This window comes from Marisediminitalea oceani, from assembly GCF_003731635.1.
Taxonomy (GTDB): Bacteria; Pseudomonadota; Gammaproteobacteria; order Enterobacterales; family Alteromonadaceae; genus Alteromonas; species Alteromonas oceani.
On record NZ_RCUA01000014.1, the window covers coordinates 163,233 to 181,344 of the forward strand.

At 48.5% G+C, this 18,112-nt stretch carries 11 protein-coding genes; all 11 read left to right on the forward strand.

What is annotated here, in order from left to right; translation table 11 throughout:
* The first annotated feature begins 177 nt into the window (after positions 1-177).
* The 11 genes from D9T21_RS04965 to tuf all read left to right on the forward strand — a co-directional run bounded on the left by D9T21_RS04965 (position 178) and on the right by tuf (position 18,094).
* Positions 178-2,355, forward strand: coding sequence for a hypothetical protein (locus D9T21_RS04965; RefSeq protein ID WP_123323994.1), 2,178 nt, complete (start codon positions 178-180; stop codon positions 2,353-2,355).
* Between the two features lie 193 nt (positions 2,356-2,548).
* The gene (rplK, locus tag D9T21_RS04970) at positions 2,549-2,977 is read left to right on the forward strand and encodes a 50S ribosomal protein L11 (protein WP_073316563.1); all 429 of its coding nucleotides are present in this window, start codon (positions 2,549-2,551) and stop codon (positions 2,975-2,977) included.
* A 4-nt stretch (positions 2,978-2,981) separates the two neighbouring features.
* On the forward strand, positions 2,982-3,677 hold the full coding sequence (gene rplA, locus D9T21_RS04975) for a 50S ribosomal protein L1 (RefSeq protein ID WP_105935320.1): 696 nt from the start codon (positions 2,982-2,984) through the stop codon (positions 3,675-3,677).
* A gap of 298 nt (positions 3,678-3,975) precedes the next feature.
* On the forward strand, positions 3,976-4,494 hold the full coding sequence (gene rplJ, locus D9T21_RS04980) for a 50S ribosomal protein L10 (RefSeq protein ID WP_105935319.1): 519 nt from the start codon (positions 3,976-3,978) through the stop codon (positions 4,492-4,494).
* Positions 4,495-4,551: 57 nt separating this feature from the next.
* Positions 4,552-4,926, forward strand: a complete 375-nt coding sequence (rplL, locus tag D9T21_RS04985; RefSeq protein ID WP_123323995.1) for a 50S ribosomal protein L7/L12 — start codon at positions 4,552-4,554, stop codon at positions 4,924-4,926.
* 283 nt (positions 4,927-5,209) lie between these two features.
* The gene (rpoB, locus tag D9T21_RS04990) at positions 5,210-9,238 is read left to right on the forward strand and encodes a DNA-directed RNA polymerase subunit beta (RefSeq protein WP_123323996.1); all 4,029 of its coding nucleotides are present in this window, start codon (positions 5,210-5,212) and stop codon (positions 9,236-9,238) included.
* A gap of 80 nt (positions 9,239-9,318) precedes the next feature.
* Positions 9,319-13,500, forward strand: coding sequence for a DNA-directed RNA polymerase subunit beta' (gene rpoC / locus D9T21_RS04995; protein ID WP_123323997.1), 4,182 nt, complete (start codon positions 9,319-9,321; stop codon positions 13,498-13,500).
* Positions 13,501-13,805: 305 nt separating this feature from the next.
* Positions 13,806-14,180, forward strand: a complete 375-nt coding sequence (rpsL, locus tag D9T21_RS05000) for a 30S ribosomal protein S12 (protein WP_071980814.1) — start codon at positions 13,806-13,808, stop codon at positions 14,178-14,180.
* A 74-nt stretch (positions 14,181-14,254) separates the two neighbouring features.
* A complete protein-coding gene (gene rpsG / locus D9T21_RS05005) occupies positions 14,255-14,725 on the forward strand; it encodes a 30S ribosomal protein S7 (protein WP_070178456.1) in 471 nt (156 codons plus the stop codon).
* A 24-nt stretch (positions 14,726-14,749) separates the two neighbouring features.
* A complete protein-coding gene (gene fusA / locus D9T21_RS05010; RefSeq protein WP_123323998.1) occupies positions 14,750-16,846 on the forward strand; it encodes an elongation factor G in 2,097 nt (698 codons plus the stop codon).
* 63 nt (positions 16,847-16,909) lie between these two features.
* On the forward strand, positions 16,910-18,094 hold the full coding sequence (gene tuf, locus D9T21_RS05015; protein WP_123323999.1) for an elongation factor Tu: 1,185 nt from the start codon (positions 16,910-16,912) through the stop codon (positions 18,092-18,094).
* Positions 18,095-18,112 lie beyond the last annotated feature (18 nt).

An 18,112-nucleotide genomic window follows, 5' to 3' on the forward strand; every position in this document is an offset into this window, starting at 1 on the left:
CGCAGCACTGCGGCTTTTTTTATGGGCATAGAAAATATCTGGCCTGTAGCGCAGTATCCAAGGATAAAACTAAGATAATAGGGCACTTAGGCATTAGCGAGTAGTTTGACAGCCAACATAGCATTGCCTATATTTCACTCATTAAATGGATTTATACATAGAAAAAGGACGTACTATATGAAGTACCCGCAGATCACCTGTGCCTCATTGAAAGGCATTGCTTTACTAACTGCCCTGTCTCTCACCGCTTGTGGTGGCTCAGACAGCGACTCACCAGAACCAGAACCCAATCCTAATCCTGGCGGCACCACAACCTACAATGTGTCCGGCACCATCGATAATCTCAAACGTGGTGACCTCACTGTAAGCGGAACTGCCAGTGGCTCAACAGAGAGTCATACTTTCACCAATGAAACATCATTTTCATTTGATGCCGATTATCCAGCGGGTACTGAGGTCACCTTTGAAATCACTCAGCAGCCTACCGGCCAGGAATGTGCATTAAGCCAGACCTCACTGACACTAAACAGTGATGTAACTGATTTGGCGATTACCTGTGATGACATAGAGTACAGCGTGAGTGGAACGGTTACCGGTGATGCGCCGGCTGACTTTTCGCTTATCGTTAGCGGTGACCGTGATATAACCGTACCGTTAAGTGGGACAGACCCGTTTACCATAGCAGAAGACTTTATTTACGAGCAGTCCGTCGCACTTGCTATTGGTGATACTCCCGGATATGAATGTGAAGTGACACCTGCTGAGGTGACGGTAACTGCCGAGGTTTCAGATATTGCAGTCAGTTGTACCAGCATTGGCTCAGTAAGTGGTCTTGTGACTAACTTTATCTCGGGTGAAGTGGCCAGTGACGTAACGATTACCACTTATAGCCTGAGTGATACCGGTGAAACTGAGTTCGGTTCGGTAACTACAGACGAAAACGGTCTGTATGAGATGATCGGTGTAGATACCACAGACACCTTTTATCTTCGCGTGTCCAGTACGGAGTACGTAGTTGATGTTGAACGTCATATTGCAAACGGTGAAACCGAACGTGTTCTGAACCTGAACATCCTGCCAATTGACTACTCAACGACTTTCGCCGCGACTGATGCAATCAATATCGGCGAAAGCGCAGAAGCAACGGTGAATATCGTTGAGATTCCGGCGTCAACGCTGGAAACTGCCGATGGCAGCGCGCCAACTGGCGACATCACTGCTACTATCACTGTGATCGATCCTTCGCTGTATGTTGAAGCAATGCCGGGCCTGTATACAACGTCTAACAGTGAAACGGGCGATATCGAGCCGATCGAAAGCTTTGGTGCTTTCTCGTTAACTCTGACAGACGCAGATGGAAACGATCTTGATTTGGTCGACGGTACCACAGCGACGGTGAGAATTCCTCTGGCGAGTGGCGTAGCAAATCCGCCGGCAACTATCCCGCTGTATTATTTTGATGAGTCGACAGCTTTATGGGTAGAAGAAGGAGAAGCAACCTTAACAGTCATTGACGGTGCCTCTTTCTACGTGGGTACTGTAAGTCACTTCACCACCTGGAACGCCGATCAGGTTTACAACACTGTCGAACTTCTTGGCTGTGTGGTTGATACGGAAGGTTTGCCAGTCGCCAACGTTCAGGTACTGTCCGAAGGTACCAGCTATATTGGTCGCAGCAGCGCGTACACTGATGCCGAAGGCGACTTTGTCCTGCCGGTAAGAAGAGATTCGTCACTGTTGGTATTTGCTCGTGCCGGTGGCCAGACTAATACTGTTGTGATTAATACCAGTGATGTAGACAGCCAGTTAGAAAACTGCCTTGTTATCGGTGAAAGCTCTGCCATTGTGAAGCTGACCTGGGGCGCTAACCCACGCGATCTGGATACTCATCTGACCGGACCTCAGGAAGGAACCGATACGAGATTCCGAGTGTATTATGGCAATCAGGATGAAACCATCGAGAATGTAACAATTAATCTGGATGTTGATGATACATCAAGCTATGGCCCGGAAGTACTCACCATTCCAAGTTTCGTATTACCTGGTCGCTATCGTTACGGTGTGCATCATTATTCGGGTTCTGGAACAATTTTCTCGTCCCCCACTCGTGTAGAATTGCGCCTGAACGACAGAACCTATGTGTTTAACCCTGCAGAAGATGTAGATTCGGCGTCTACCAGCTATAGAATGTGGGTAGTGTTCGATCTGATTGTTGATGATGAGTTCAATGTCGAGGTGATGGAAATTAATCAGCATACGACTTACTCTGGGGCTGAAACACTGGGCGTAGAAGCGTTTGGTGGTGGCAAGTTCTCCGCCGAGGCTGCTCAACCATTACCAGAGAAACAATACTAATCAGTAGTAAATCGTTAAAACCCGGCCACATTCGGCCGGGTTTTATTATTTTTGCGATTAAACACAATAACGGGTTGCATCAGGCTATTTGTTAGCCTATAATTCGCGCCCCTTTTATTGGAACCGGGGAGCCGATTGAGCAGGTAATCTCGATATCTGCGAGGCGTCAGACCCACTAACGAGAGCATTTAAAATGGCTAAAAAAGTAACAGGCTTAATTAAGCTACAGGTTGCAGCCGGTGCTGCTAACCCGTCACCACCAGTTGGTCCAGCACTTGGTCAACATGGTGTAAACATCATGGAATTCTGTAAGGCTTTCAACGCAAAAACTGAAAGTCTTGAGAAAGGCGCTCCAGTACCAGTAGAAATTACTGTGTACGAAGACCGCTCTTTCACATTCGAAACCAAGACGCCTCCTGCTTCTTACCTGCTGAAAAAAGCGGCTGGTATCAAGAGCGGTTCTGGCCGTCCTAACACTGAAAAAGTGGGTACTGTTACCCGTGCTCAACTGGAAGAAATTGCCAAGACTAAAGAGCCGGATCTGACAGCTGCTGACCTGGACGCTGCAGTACGTACAATTGCGGGTTCTGCTCGCTCAATGGGCTTGAAGGTAGAGGGTTAATCGAATGGCTAAATTAACTAAACGCGCACGTTTAATCCGTGACAAGGTTGATGCAACCAAAGAGTACGATATTGCTGAAGCGGTTGCGCTGTTAAAAGAACTGGCTACTGCCAACTTTGCAGAAAGCGTAGACGTTGCTATCAATCTGGGTATCGACGCTAAGAAATCTGACCAAAACGTTCGTGGTGCAACTGTACTGCCAAACGGTACTGGTAAAGAAGTTCGCGTTGCAGTATTCACCCAGGGTGCAAACGCTGAAGCGGCTAAAGAAGCCGGTGCTGACATCGTTGGCATGGATGACCTGGCTGACCAGGTTAAGAAAGGCGAAATGAACTTTGACGTAGTAGTGGCCAGCCCGGACGCAATGCGCGTTGTTGGTCAGTTAGGTCAAATCTTAGGTCCACGTGGCCTGATGCCTAACCCTAAGACTGGTACTGTAACGCCAGACGTTGCTACTGCAGTTAAAAACGCTAAAGCGGGTCAGGTTCGCTACCGTAACGATAAGAACGGTATCATCCACGCCAGCATTGGTAAGATTGCTTTTGAAGCAAATCAAATCCAGGAAAACTTAGAAGCATTACTGGAAGCTCTGAAGAAAGCTAAGCCTTCTTCTGCTAAAGGTACTTACATCAAGAAAGTTAGTCTGAGCACCACTATGGGCGCCGGCGTTTCTGTTGATAAGGCGACCGTAGGTCAGTAATGCCCCTTGCTGGTTAGTTTAACCGGCATTCTCTTCGGTTTTGGGTTGGAGCCATTATATCGCTAAGCGAATACTGGCTCCCGTCCTAGACCGCAGGCGTAACGCAGTAAAAGAGGTAAGAGAACTTTTACATTAATGCGTTACTTAATCGACCAGCCTGCGCAGACGGTGGTTTGAACTCAGACTCTCTGGGGTAAGAAACACCGTAGAGCGGTGGCTTCAATTGGTGAAGTCATCAATCTGTGAACCCTGATTAGGTAGTTGCTTTTACTTAATCAGATTTTAAGAGGTGAACTCAGTGGCACTAGGTTTAGCAGCAAAAAAAGAGATCGTAGCAGAGGTTTCCGAAGTTGCATCTCGCGCTCTATCCGTAGCCGTTGCTGAATACCGTGGGATGGAAGTTGCAGATCTGACTGACCTGCGCGTTAAAGCCCGTGAGCAAGGCGTATACCTGAAGGTTGTACGTAATACTCTGGCAAAACGTGCGTTAGCAGATAGCAAATTTTCAGATTTAGAAAGCGCCTTAACTGGCCCGCTTATCTATGGTTTCTCTATCGATGCACCTGGCGGTGCAGCACGTCTTTTCAAAGACTTCGGTAAAACCAATGACAAGCTGAAAGTTACTGCACTTTCAATTGGTAGTGGTCTGCTTGGTCCAGAAAAACTGGATGCAGTGGCGTCTCTGCCTACCCGCGACGAAGCGCTTGCAAAATTACTTGCAACCTTCAAAGCACCTGCCGAGAAATTCGTTCGTACTATCAACGAAGTTCCTGGCAAGTTTGTGCGCGTATTGGCGGCGGTCAAAGACACCAAGTAATTGGCGTTTTTGGCATATTGATTTTTTTAACATTTTAATCCCAGGAGTTTAGAGAAAATGGCTCTAACTAAAGAAGATATCTTAAACGCGATCGCTGAAATGCCAGTAATGGAACTGGTTGAACTGATCGAAGCAGCTGAAGAAAAATTCAACGTATCTGCTGCTGCTGTTGCAGTTGCTGGTCCTGCTGTAGCTGGTGAAGCAGCTGCTGCAGAAGAGAAAACTGAATTTGACGTTGTTATGACTTCATTCGGTGGCAACAAAGTTGCAGTAATCAAAGCAGTTCGCGGCGCGACTGGCTTAGGTCTGAAAGAAGCGAAAGAAGTAGTTGAATCTGCTCCTAAAGCTATCAAAGAAGGCGTAAGCAAAGAAGAAGCTGAAGCACTGAAGAAAGAGCTTGAAGAAGCTGGTGCAGAAGTTGAAATCAAGTAATCTGCACTAGCAGATTGCTTGCCAGAAATGGCACAGGCTGGTGGTTTTTTTGACCACCAGCCTTTTTGCGCTGTAGGGTGTACGGTTTATTACCCTTGTCTGTACACATCATGCGCCACCACCGAGAATAATTTATTTAGCAATAAACCAACGAGTTAACTAAAAATTGGCTAATTTTTGGTGTATGCTATCTGATTGTTCCCTGTGAAAGGGTACTGGAAGTTTGTTGTCGACGTGTATTACGGCAACAGGTTGGGTCTAAAATCAGCAGGCTGAGGAACCCATGGTTTACTCTTATAGCGAAAAGAAACGTATCCGTAAGGATTTTGGCAAACGCCCACAGGTATTGGAAATTCCATACCTTCTTTCAATCCAGCTAGATTCTTTCAAGAAATTTATTGATATCGATGTAGATGGTCAATATGGTTTGGAAGCAGCATTCCGCTCTGTGTTTCCAATTAAAAGTTACTCTGGCAATTCAGAATTACAATATGTAAGTTATCGCCTTGGCGAGCCGGTATTTGACGTTAAAGAATGTCAAATCCGAGGCGTAACCTTCTCCGCGCCGTTAAGAGTGAAACTGCGCCTGGTATTATTCGATAAAGAAGCAGCACCTGGTACTGTAAAAGACATTAAAGAACAAGAAGTGTACATGGGTGAGATCCCGTTAATGACAGAGAACGGTACGTTCGTCATTAATGGTACCGAGCGTGTTATCGTTTCTCAGCTGCACCGTTCTCCTGGCGTGTTCTATGATCACGACAAAGGTAAAACGCACTCTTCAGGTAAAGTTCTCTACAACGCACGTGTAATCCCTTACCGTGGTTCGTGGTTAGACTTCGAGTTTGACCCGAAAGATAACCTGTTTGTACGTATCGACCGTCGCCGTAAGCTGCCTGCAACTATTATCTTACGCGCACTGGAAATGACCACTGAAGAGATCCTAGATACCTTCTTCGACAAAATCCAGGTGCGTATTGCCGATAACAAGATGCTGATGGAAGTCGTTCCTGATCGCCTGCGCGGTGAAACGGCTCAATTCGACATTCTTGATGGCGAAGGCAATGTGCTGGTTGAAACCGGCCGTCGTATCTCTGCTCGTCACACCCGTGCTTTAGAAAAAGCCGGTGTTACTGAGCTGGAAGTACCGGTTGAGTATCTGGCTGGCCGTGTGTATGGCGAGACTTACATTAACGAAGACACTGGTGAAGTGCTGGTTAATGCTAACGACGAAGTAACTCTGGAAACGCTGGCTGCATTGAGCCAGGCAGGTATTAAAGAGTTCACAACGCTGTACATTAACGAACTGGATCACGGTTCGTATATCTCTGATACGCTGCGGATCGACAGCTCAACAAATCGCCTGGAAGCACTGGTAGAAATCTACCGCATGATGCGTCCTGGTGAACCACCTACAAAAGATGCTGCTGAAACGCTGTTCGATAACCTGTTCTTCTCTGATGAACGTTACGATCTGTCATCGGTTGGTCGTATGAAGTTCAACCGCCGTTTAGGTCGTGAAGAACTGGTAGGTTCAGGTACTCTGGATAAGCAAGACATCATCGATGTAATGAAGCAACTTATCCTGATCCGTGACGGTAAAGACGAAGTGGACGATATCGACCACTTGGGTAACCGTCGTATCCGTTCTGTTGGCGAAATGGCTGAAAACCAGTTCCGTGTAGGTCTGGTTCGTGTTGAACGTGCTGTAAAAGAACGTCTGTCTCTGGGTGACCTGGACAACGTTATGCCACAGGACCTGATCAACGCCAAGCCTATCTCAGCAGCGGTTAAAGAATTCTTCGGTTCTTCACAGCTGTCACAGTTTATGGACCAGAACAACCCGCTGTCGGAAGTAACGCATAAGCGTCGTATTTCTGCCTTAGGCCCGGGTGGTCTGACTCGTGAACGTGCAGGCTTTGAGGTTCGGGACGTACACCCGACGCACTACGGTCGTCTGTGTCCAATCGAAACCCCTGAAGGTCCGAACATCGGTCTGATTAACTCATTGGCGAGCTTTGCCCGTACCAATGACTTTGGTTTCCTTGAAACGCCTTTCCGTCGCATTGTAGACGGTGTGGTAACCGATGAAATCGATTACTTATCAGCGATTGAAGAAGGTCAGTTCGCTATTGCTCAGGCAAACGTAGCACTGACTGAAAACATGGAACTGCTTGACGACCTGATCCCTTGTCGTCACCGCGGTGAAACCACTTTGATGCCAAAAGAAGACATCAAATATATGGACGTTTCACCACAGCAGATCGTGTCGATTGCTGCCAGCATTATCCCGTTCCTGGAACACGATGATGCTAACCGTGCCTTGATGGGTGCCAACATGCAACGTCAGGCAGTACCTACTCTGCGTGCTGATAAGCCGCTGGTTGGTACCGGTATGGAAAAAACCATCGCTGTTGACTCCGGTGTAACCGTAGTTGCCAAGCGTGGTGGTGTTATCGACTATGTTGACGCCAGCCGTATCGTGGTGAAGGTTGATGAAGATGAAATGTTTGCTGGTGAAGCCGGTATCGACATCTACAACCTGAACAAATACACCCGTTCTAACCAGAACACCTGTATTAACCAGCGTCCAACCTGTAGCGTCGGTGACCCGATTGTAGCAGGCGATGTACTGGCTGACGGTCCGTCAACGGACTTAGGTGATCTGGCCCTTGGTCAGAACATGCGTATCGCGTTCATGCCTTGGAACGGTTACAACTTCGAAGACTCGATCCTGATCTCTGAGCGTGTTGCTCAGGAAGACCGTTTTACCACGATCCACATTCAGGAACTGAGCTGTATCGCTCGTGACACCAAGTTAGGGCCAGAAGAAATTTCTTCTGATATTCCAAACGTAGGTGAGTCTGCGCTGAGCAAGCTGGATGAATCTGGTGTTGTATACATCGGTGCAGAAGTGAAGGGCGGTGACATTCTGGTAGGTAAGGTAACTCCTAAAGGTGAAACCCAGCTGACGCCGGAAGAAAAACTGTTACGTGCTATCTTTGGTGAGAAAGCCTCTGACGTTAAAGATACCTCATTACGTGTACCAAACTCTGTACACGGTACGGTTATCGACGTTCAGGTATTTACCCGTGATGGCGTAGAAAAAGACAAGCGTGCCCTGGAAATTGAAGACATGCAGTTACGTCAGGTTAAGAAAGACCTGTCTGACGAATTCAATATCCTGGCCGACGGCATCTTCGCACGTGCTGCAAACCTGCTGCTCAAAGCAGGCGTAGACCAGGGTAAACTGGACAGCATGCCGCGTGAGAAATGGTTCGATATCCCACTGTCAGATGCTGATCTGCAGAGCGATTTAGACCAAATCGGTGCCCAGCACGACGAAATCAAAGCCGATTTCGATAAGAAATTTGAAGTTAAGCGTCGCAAGATCACTCAAGGCGATGACCTGGCTCCAGGCGTACTGAAGATCGTTAAGGTTTACCTGGCTGTTAAGCGTCACATCCAGCCTGGTGACAAGATGGCAGGTCGTCACGGTAACAAAGGTGTTATCTCTACCGTAATCCCGGTAGAAGATATGCCATACGATGAAAACGGTACGCCGGTAGACATCGTACTTAACCCATTGGGTGTACCGTCGCGGATGAACATCGGTCAGATCCTTGAAACGCACTTAGGTATGGCTGCGCACGGTCTGGGCGTTAAGATCGACCGTATGCTTAAAGAGCAAGAAGAAATGCAGAAACTGCGTGGCTTCCTGCAAGAAGTGTACGATTTGGGTGACAACCCGAAACAGGTCGATATCAGCACCTTTACCGATCACGAAGTACTGCGCTTAGCCGACAACCTGCGTAAGGGTGTACCGGTAGCAACACCAGTATTCGACGGCGCACGTGAAGCTGAAATCAAAGAGATGTTAAAACTGGCGGATATCCCAGAGAGCGGGCAAATTACCCTGTTTGATGGTCGTACGGGTCGTGAATTCGAGCGTCCGGTTACCGTTGGTTACATGTACATGCTGAAACTGAACCACCTGGTTGACGACAAGATGCACGCGCGTTCAACTGGTTCTTACAGCCTGGTTACTCAGCAGCCGCTGGGTGGTAAAGCACAATTCGGTGGTCAGCGCTTCGGTGAGATGGAAGTGTGGGCACTGGAAGCATACGGTGCCGCTTACACCCTGCAGGAAATGCTGACGGTTAAGTCGGATGACGTTAACGGCCGTACCAAAATGTACAAGAACATCGTTGATGGCGATCACAGAATGGAACCAGGTATGCCTGAGTCCTTCAACGTACTGCTTAAAGAAATCCGTTCACTCGGTATTAATATCGAGCTGGAAGAAAACTAAGCGGGCCGTTTGTTGCCATAATTGATTGAGTTGGCCCGGGTAACCGGGCCATAGAGACTGACTCCGCCGGGAGAGTATTTGTGAAAGACTTATTAAAGTTTCTAAAACAACAAAACAAGACTGAAGAATTCGATAATATTCGCATTGGTCTTGCCTCACCAGACATGATCCGTTCATGGTCTTTTGGTGAAGTTAAGAAACCTGAGACCATCAACTACCGTACGTTCAAGCCTGAGCGTGACGGTCTGTTTTGTGCGCGTATCTTTGGTCCCGTAAAAGACTATGAGTGTCTGTGCGGTAAGTACAAGCGCCTGAAGCACCGTGGTGTTATCTGTGAAAAGTGTGGCGTAGAAGTTACCCTGACTAAAGTACGTCGTGAGCGTATGGGTCACATCGAACTGGCCAGCCCAGTTGCCCACATCTGGTTCCTGAAATCTCTGCCGTCTCGTATCGGTCTGATGCTGGATATGACTCTGCGTGATATCGAGCGCGTACTGTACTTCGAATCTTTCGTTGTAACAGAGCCAGGCATGACTACCCTTGAGCGCAGCCAGCTGCTGAGCGAAGAAGAGTACCTGGATGCGTTAGAAGAGCACGGTGACGAGTTCGAAGCCAAGATGGGCGCCGAAGCCGTATTCGATCTGCTTAAGCACCTGGATGTTGATGCTGACGTTGCCGCAATGCGCGAAGAGCTGCCGTCAATCAACTCAGAAACCAAGCGTAAGAAGATCACCAAGCGTTTAAAACTGCTGGAATCATTCCAACAGTCTGGCAACAAGCCAGAGTGGATGATCATGACCGTACTGCCAGTTCTGCCACCGGACTTACGTCCTCTGGTACCACTGGACGGCGGCCGTTTTGCAACGTCTGATCTGAACGATTTATACCGTCGTGTTATCAACCGTAACAACCGTCTGAAGCGTCTTCTTGACCTGGCGGCACCTGACATCATCGTACGTAATGAAAAACGTATGCTGCAGGAAGCGGTAGATGCACTGCTTGATAACGGTCGTCGTGGCCGCGCTATCACCGGTTCAAACAAGCGTCCTCTGAAATCACTTGCCGATATGATTAAAGGTAAGCAGGGTCGTTTCCGTCAGAACCTGCTGGGTAAGCGTGTTGACTACTCAGGCCGTTCTGTAATTACCGTTGGTCCTACACTGCGTCTGCACCAGTGTGGTCTGCCTAAGAAGATGGCGCTTGAACTATTCAAGCCATTTATCTACGGCAAATTAGAAGGTCGTGGTTTAGCCACTACCATTAAAGCGGCTAAGAAGCTGGTAGAGCGCGAAGCGCCGGAAGTTTGGGACGTTCTGGATGAAGTTATCCGCGAACACCCGGTACTGCTGAACCGTGCACCAACGCTTCACCGTCTGGGTATCCAGGCGTTTGAACCGACCCTTATCGAAGGTAAAGCGATCCAATTACACCCACTGGTGTGTGCGGCATACAACGCTGACTTCGACGGTGACCAAATGGCGGTACACGTACCACTGACCATTGAAGCCCAGTTAGAAGCCCGCTCGCTGATGATGTCGACCAATAACATTCTGTCGCCAGCGAACGGTGAGCCAATCATCGTACCTTCACAGGACGTTGTATTGGGTCTGTATTACCTGACTCGTGACAAAGTTAACGGTCAGGGCGAAGGCATGGTATTTACCAGCCCGCATGAAGCAGAAAAAGCTTACCGTACCGGTAATGCGGAACTGCACTCGCGCGTTAAGGTTCGTATTACTGAATACGACGTAGCGGAAGATGGCGCCAAAACTGAGAAAGTTACCCTGACCGATACCACGGTTGGTCGTGCGATTTTCTCTCTGATCCTGCCAAAAGGTTTGCCTTTTGAGCTGATCAACCAGGCAATGGGTAAAAAGCAAATCTCTGGTCTGCTTAACGCCTGTTACCGTCGTCTGGGTCTGAAAGACACCGTTATTGCGGCTGACCAAATCATGTATACCGGTTTCCACTACGCGATGATCGCGGGTGCGTCTGTTGGTATCGACGATATGGTTATCCCGGATGCCAAGAAAGAAATTATCGACGCTGCTGAAGCGGAAGTTATCGAGATCCAGGAACAGTTCCAAAGCGGTCTTGTAACAGCCGGTGAGCGCTACAACAAAGTTATCGATATCTGGTCAAATGCCAACGAAAAAGTTGCCAAGGCCATGATGGATAACCTGAAAACTGACGTAGTGCTTAACAAAGACGGCGAAGAAGAAGAGCAAGCCTCATTTAACTCTGTTTACATGATGGCCGACTCCGGTGCTCGTGGTAGTGCGGCACAGATTCGTCAGCTAGCGGGTATGCGTGGTCTGATGGCTAAGCCGGATGGCTCAATCATCGAAACGCCAATCACGGCTAACTTCCGTGAAGGTCTGAACGTACTACAGTACTTCATCTCAACTCACGGTGCTCGTAAAGGTCTTGCCGATACTGCACTTAAGACAGCGAACTCGGGTTACCTGACTCGTCGTCTGGTTGACGTAGCCCAGGATCTGGTTATCACTAACTCAGACTGTGGCACTTACGAAGGTGTACTGATGACGCCACTGATTGAAGGTGGTGACGTTGTTGAGCCTCTGCGTGAACGAGTGCTTGGTCGTGTGGTAGCTGAAGATGTTTACATTCCGGGTACTGAAGAAGTCCTGCTTGAGCGTAACACGCTGCTCGACGAAGCCCTGGTAGACCTGCTGGAAGCCAACTCTGTGGACCAGGTAATGGTTCGCTCAGTAATCACCTGTGACAACGATTACGGTGTGTGTGCTAACTGTTACGGTCGTGACCTGGCGCGCGGTCATATGGTTGGTAAAGGTGAGTCTGTTGGTGTTATCGCTGCTCAGTCAATCGGTGAACCGGGTACACAGCTTACCATGCGTACCTTCCACATTGGTGGTGCGGCATCAAGAGCGTCTGCAGAAAACAGCGTACAGGTCAAAACGGCCGGTAACCTGAAACTGCACAATGCTAAGTACGTACGTAACACCGACGGCAAGCTGGTTATCGTTTCACGTTCAACCGAACTGACCATGACCGACGAGCAAGGCCGTGAGAAAGAACGTTATAAAGTACCTTACGGTGCAACCTTAACCGTTGATGACGGTGCGGCAGTACAGGCTGGCGACGTAGTGGCTAACTGGGATCCGCATAGTCACCCAATCATCGTTGAGCGTGCATCGAAGATCTCATTTGCTGATATCGATGATTCAAACACCGAGATGCAGCAGGATGAACTGACCGGTCTGACCCGTGTGGTTGTAAAAGACCTGTCTAAGGTTAATGCTAAAGAGCCTAAGCTGATTCTGGAGAGCGACGAGTTCGGTCTGCAGGAAATCCGCCTGCCAAGCTTCACCACTATCGAAGCGGCTGACGGTAAAATGGCTAACGAAGGTGACGTGCTGGCACGTATTCCTCAGGAAAGCTCGAAAACACGTGACATCACCGGTGGTCTGCCACGGGTTGCTGACTTGTTCGAAGCGCGTAAGCCGAAAGAACCAGCTATCCTGGCGGAAGTATCAGGTTCCATTGGTTTCGGTAAAGAGACCAAAGGTAAGAAACGTCTGGTTATCACACCGAAAGATGGCGACCCATATGAGGAGATGATTCCGAAGTGGCGTCAGCTTAACGTGTTCGAAGGTGAAAACGTTGAAAAAGGCGAAGTTATCGCTGACGGTCCTGAGTCACCACACGACATCTTACGTCTGCGTGGCGTGAGCGCGGTATCTAACTACATCGTGAACGAAGTTCAGGAAGTTTACCGTCTGCAGGGTGTAAAAATTAACGATAAGCACATCGAGGTTGTTATCCGCCAGATGCTGCGTAAGTGTTTGATCACCGCTCCGGGCGATACACAATTCCTGGAAGGCGAGCAGGTTGAAGTGGCTGCGGTTAAGATCGCTAACCGTGAAATGGAAAAACAAGGCAAACTGCCTGCGCTTTACGAAATCCAGTTACTGGGTATCACCAAAGCGTCGCTGTCTACAGAGTCTTTCATCTCTGCAGCATCGTTCCAGGAAACAACCCGCGTTCTTACCGAAGCAGCGGTTCAGGGCAAAGAAGACGATTTACGTGGTCTGAAAGAAAACGTAATCGTTGGTCGTCTGATCCCAGCTGGTACCGGTTTCGCTTATCACGAAAAACGTGCGCAGCGTCGCCATGAAGAAATCGCTGAACTGTCAGTGTCTGCTGCTGAAGCAGAACAAGCACTGACCGAAGCGTTAAACGCTGAAGTATCATCTGACGAGTCATCATCAGACGAATAAGCGCTTAAGCAAGAGATTGGGGCACTACCGCAAGGTAGTGCCCCATTTTGTCATCTGTACAGGCTAAATACCGGTTTATTCTGTGGTTAACCTTTGTACATCTTGACAGCACCGGCATTGATCTTTAATATTCCGCGACCCAAAAATGGTAGCAGGCTTTTAAGCCGCCCAGGCAGGGCACGGTTTTTAGATTCAAAGTCATCAGGATCGTAACGAGCATATGGTCTGACAACGATGTGAAAGTCGTAAATAATCGACCCGGACTAAGGCCCGGGTTTTTGTAGTTTTTAATCAGGAGCTAGTTAATGGCAACAGTTAACCAGTTAGTGCGCAAGCCACGCAGAAAGCCCGTTGAGAAAAGCAACGTTGCTGCCCTGCAAGCTTGTCCGCAAAGACGTGGTGTATGTACTCGTGTATATACTACTACGCCTAAGAAACCAAACTCAGCACTACGTAAAGTATGTCGTGTGCGTTTAACCAACGGTTTTGAAGTTTCTTCATACATCGGTGGTGAAGGCCACAACCTGCAGGAGCACAGTGTTGTTCTTATTCGTGGCGGTCGTGTAAAAGATCTGCCAGGTGTTCGTTATCACACTGTTCGCGGTACTCTTGACTGCGCCGGCGTGAACGATCGTAAACAGGCCCGTTCTAAGTACGGCGCCAAGCGGCCCAAATCTTAACGGTTCTCCGTTAGTAAGGCCAAACTGAATTAATTGAGTTTTGGGTTATCCCTGAATTCCACGGAGAATAGAAGATGCCAAGAAGAAGAGTCGTAGGTCAACGTAAAATCCTACCAGAACCAAAATTTGGTTCACAGCTGCTTGCTAAGTTCATGAATGTCGTAATGCTCGACGGCAAGAAATCGATTGCAGAAAAAATCGTTTACGGTGCGCTTGATATTGTTGCTGAAAAAACCGGCAAAGCACACTTAGATGTATTCGAAGAAGCTCTGGACAACATTCGTCCTACTGTAGAGGTTAAGTCTCGCCGCGTTGGTGGTTCAACTTACCAGGTTCCAGTAGAAGTTCGTCCTGTTCGTCGTAATGCACTGGGTATGCGTTGGATGGTAGAAGCGGCACGTAAACGTGGCGAAAAGTCAATGGCTCAACGCCTTGCAGCCGAAATGTTAGATGCAGCTGACAACAAAGGTTCAGCGGTTAAGAAACGTGAAGACGTTCACCGTATGGCCGAAGCGAACAAAGCGTTCGCACACTATCGTTGGTAATCAACGTTTAACTGAGAGAGATGTATGTCGCGTAAGACCCCAATTGATCGCTATCGGAATATAGGCATTGTTGCGCACGTTGATGCGGGTAAAACCACAACAACCGAGCGCGTGCTGTTCTATACCGGGTTATCGCATAAAATTGGTGAAGTGCATGATGGTGCAGCAACCATGGACTGGATGGAACAGGAACAAGAGCGTGGAATTACTATTACTTCCGCAGCGACTACCTGTTTCTGGGCCGGGATGCAGCAACAGTTTGATCAGCATCGCATCAATATTATCGACACCCCCGGACACGTTGACTTTACCATTGAGGTAGAGCGTTCATTACGTGTTCTGGACGGCGCGGTAGTTGTATTTTGTGGGTCTTCTGGCGTAGAGCCTCAATCAGAAACCGTTTGGCGACAAGCGGATAAATATCACGTTCCGCGCATGGTCTTCGTCAATAAGATGGACCGTGCCGGGGCGGATTTCGAACGGGTTGTTGGTCAGATCCGTAAGCGTCTGGGTGCTAATTGTGTACCTATTCAGCTTAACATCGGTGCTGAGGAAGAATTCAGCGGCGTCATTGACCTGATTAAAATGAAATCCATTAACTGGAATGCAGAAGATAAAGGCATGACCTTTACTTACGAAGACATTCCGGCTGATCTGTTGGACAAAGCAGAGCAATACCGCAGTGAGATGATCGAAGCGGCTGCCGAAGCGACCGACGAGTTAATGGACAAGTATTTAGAAGGCGGAGAACTGACTGAAGATGAAATTCACGAAGGTCTGCGCATTCGTACGCTAAACAATGAAATTGTGTTAGCAACCTGTGGTAGTGCATTTAAAAACAAAGGCGTTCAGGCAGTACTTGATGCTGTGGTTCGCTACTTACCAGCACCTATCGATGTGCCGGCCATCAAAGGTATTTTACCTGATGAGAGCGAAGGCGAGCGTCGTGCTGACGATCAAGAGCCGTTCTCTGCGCTGGCGTTTAAGATTGCCACTGACCCATTCGTGGGCACGTTAACGTTCTTCCGCTGTTACTCTGGTGTGGTAAACACCGGCGATACCGTGTTTAACCCGGTTAAAGGTAAGCGGGAACGCTTTGGTCGTATCGTGCAGATGCACTCGAAAGACCGTGAAGAATTAAAAGAAGTACGCGCGGGTGACATCGCGGCCGCTATCGGCATGAAAGATGTGACTACCGGCGATACGCTGTGTGATCCAAACAACGTGATCACACTGGAACGAATGGAATTCCCTGACCCGGTTATTTCGATTGCGGTAGAGCCAAAATCAACCGCCGATCAGGAGAAAATGGGTATTGCCCTGAGTAAGCTGGCTGCTGAAGATCCGTCGTTCCGCGTTAAAACCGACGATGAGACCGGACAAACCATCATTTCCGGCATGGGTGAGCTACACTTAGATATCATTGTCGACCGCATGAAGCGGGAGTTTAAAGTTGAATGTAACGTTGGTAACCCACAAGTGGCTTACCGCGAGACTATCCGCAAGCAAGTGGAAGTCGAAGGCAAGTTTGTCCGTCAGTCGGGCGGTCGCGGCCAGTTTGGTCACGTCTGGCTGCGCATAGAGCCGAATGAAGAAGGCGCTGGGTACGAGTTCGTGAACGAGATTGTTGGCGGCGTTATCCCTAAAGAGTTTATTCCTTCGGTGGACAAAGGCATTCAGGAGCAAATGCAAAATGGTGTGCTGGCAGGTTACCCGGTTCTCGATGTAAAGGTAACTTTGTTCGACGGTTCTTACCATGATGTTGACTCTTCTGAAATGGCGTTTAAGATCGCCGGTTCAATGGGCTTTAAGAAAGGGGCCGCTGAGGCGAACCCGGTATTGCTTGAGCCCACAATGAACGTTGAAGTAACCACTCCGGAAGACTGGATGGGTGACGTCGTTGGCGACCTGAATCGCCGCCGTGGTATGATTGAAGGTATGGAAGACGGTGTGGCCGGTATAAAAATTGTACGGGCAAAGGTGCCACTTTCCGAGATGTTCGGTTATGCTACTGACCTGCGTTCTGCTACGCAGGGGCGCGCCTCCTATTCAATGGAGTTCTTCAACTATGCAGAAGCGCCTAATAACGTGGCGAAAGCAATCATTGAATCACGAAGCTAATAAATTTGAAGGTTCGGTCCGGTCTGCTATTGGAGCGGACTTTTAACTTAGGAAACGAGAAAAATGGCAAAAGAAAAGTTTGAACGGTCGAAACCCCATGTAAACGTGGGTACTATCGGCCACGTTGACCACGGTAAAACCACTCTGACTGCAGCAATCACTACCGTATTGTCTAAGACTTACGGTGGTTCTGCTCAAGCGTTCGACCAAATCGATAACGCTCCGGAAGAAAAAGCACGTGGTATCACCATCTCTACTTCACACGTAGAGTATGACACTCCTACTCGTCACTACGCACACGTAGACTGCCCAGGACACGCTGACTATGTTAAAAACATGATCACCGGTGCTGCACAGATGGACGGTGGTATTCTGGTAGTTGCTGCGACTGATGGTCCTATGCCTCAGACTCGTGAGCACATCCTTCTTGGTCGTCAGGTTGGTATCCCTTACATCATCGTATTCATGAACAAATGTGACATGGTTGATGATGAAGAGCTGCTTGAGCTGGTAGAAATGGAAGTTCGTGAACTGTTATCAGAGTACGATTTCCCAGGTGATGACCTGCCAGTAATCCAGGGTTCTGCACTGAAAGCCCTTGAAGGCGACGCAGAGTGGGAAAAGAAAATTATCGAGCTGGGCGAAGCACTGGATTCATACATCCCAGAGCCAGAGCGTGACATCGATAAGCCGTTCATTCTGCCAATCGAAGACGTATTCTCAATCTCAGGCCGTGGTACTGTTGTAACAGGTCGTGTTGAGCAAGGTATCGTTAAAGTAGGTGAAGAAGTAGAAATCGTTGGTATCAAAGATACTACCAAGACTACTTGTACTGGTGTTGAAATGTTCCGTAAGCTGCTTGACGAAGGTCGAGCAGGTGAGAACGTTGGTGTTCTGTTACGTGGTACTAAGCGTGACGACGTAGAGCGTGGACAAGTACTGGCTAAGCCTGGTTCAATCACTCCACACACCAAGTTTGAAGCGGAAGTATACGTACTGTCTAAAGATGAAGGCGGTCGTCACACTCCATTCTTCAAAGGTTACCGTCCACAGTTCTACTTCCGTACAACTGACGTAACCGGTGCCGTTCAACTGCCAGAAGGCGTTGAAATGGTAATGCCTGGCGACAACCTGAAGTTCGAAGTAGAACTGATTGCGCCAATCGCTATGGAAGAAGGTCTGCGCTTCGCAATCCGTGAAGGTGGTCGTACAGTAGGTGCTGGTGTTGTATCTAAAATCATCGAGTAATCGATAATTACACCAAAA

Bases quoted from the DNA above. Each gene is read 5' to 3' on its own strand.
- tuf (WP_123323999.1), top strand. From the start codon at position 16,910: ATGGCAAAAGAAAAGTTTGAACGGTCGAAACCCCATGTAAACGTGGGT.
- rplK (WP_073316563.1), top strand. From the start codon at position 2,549: ATGGCTAAAAAAGTAACAGGCTTAATTAAGCTACAGGTTGCAGCCGGT.
- rpsG (WP_070178456.1), top strand. From the start codon at position 14,255: ATGCCAAGAAGAAGAGTCGTAGGTCAACGTAAAATCCTACCAGAACCA.
- rplA (WP_105935320.1), top strand. From the start codon at position 2,982: ATGGCTAAATTAACTAAACGCGCACGTTTAATCCGTGACAAGGTTGAT.
- D9T21_RS04965 (WP_123323994.1), top strand. From the start codon at position 178: ATGAAGTACCCGCAGATCACCTGTGCCTCATTGAAAGGCATTGCTTTA.
- fusA (WP_123323998.1), top strand. From the start codon at position 14,750: ATGTCGCGTAAGACCCCAATTGATCGCTATCGGAATATAGGCATTGTT.
- rpsL (WP_071980814.1), top strand. From the start codon at position 13,806: ATGGCAACAGTTAACCAGTTAGTGCGCAAGCCACGCAGAAAGCCCGTT.
- rplL (WP_123323995.1), top strand. From the start codon at position 4,552: ATGGCTCTAACTAAAGAAGATATCTTAAACGCGATCGCTGAAATGCCA.
- rpoB (WP_123323996.1), top strand. From the start codon at position 5,210: ATGGTTTACTCTTATAGCGAAAAGAAACGTATCCGTAAGGATTTTGGC.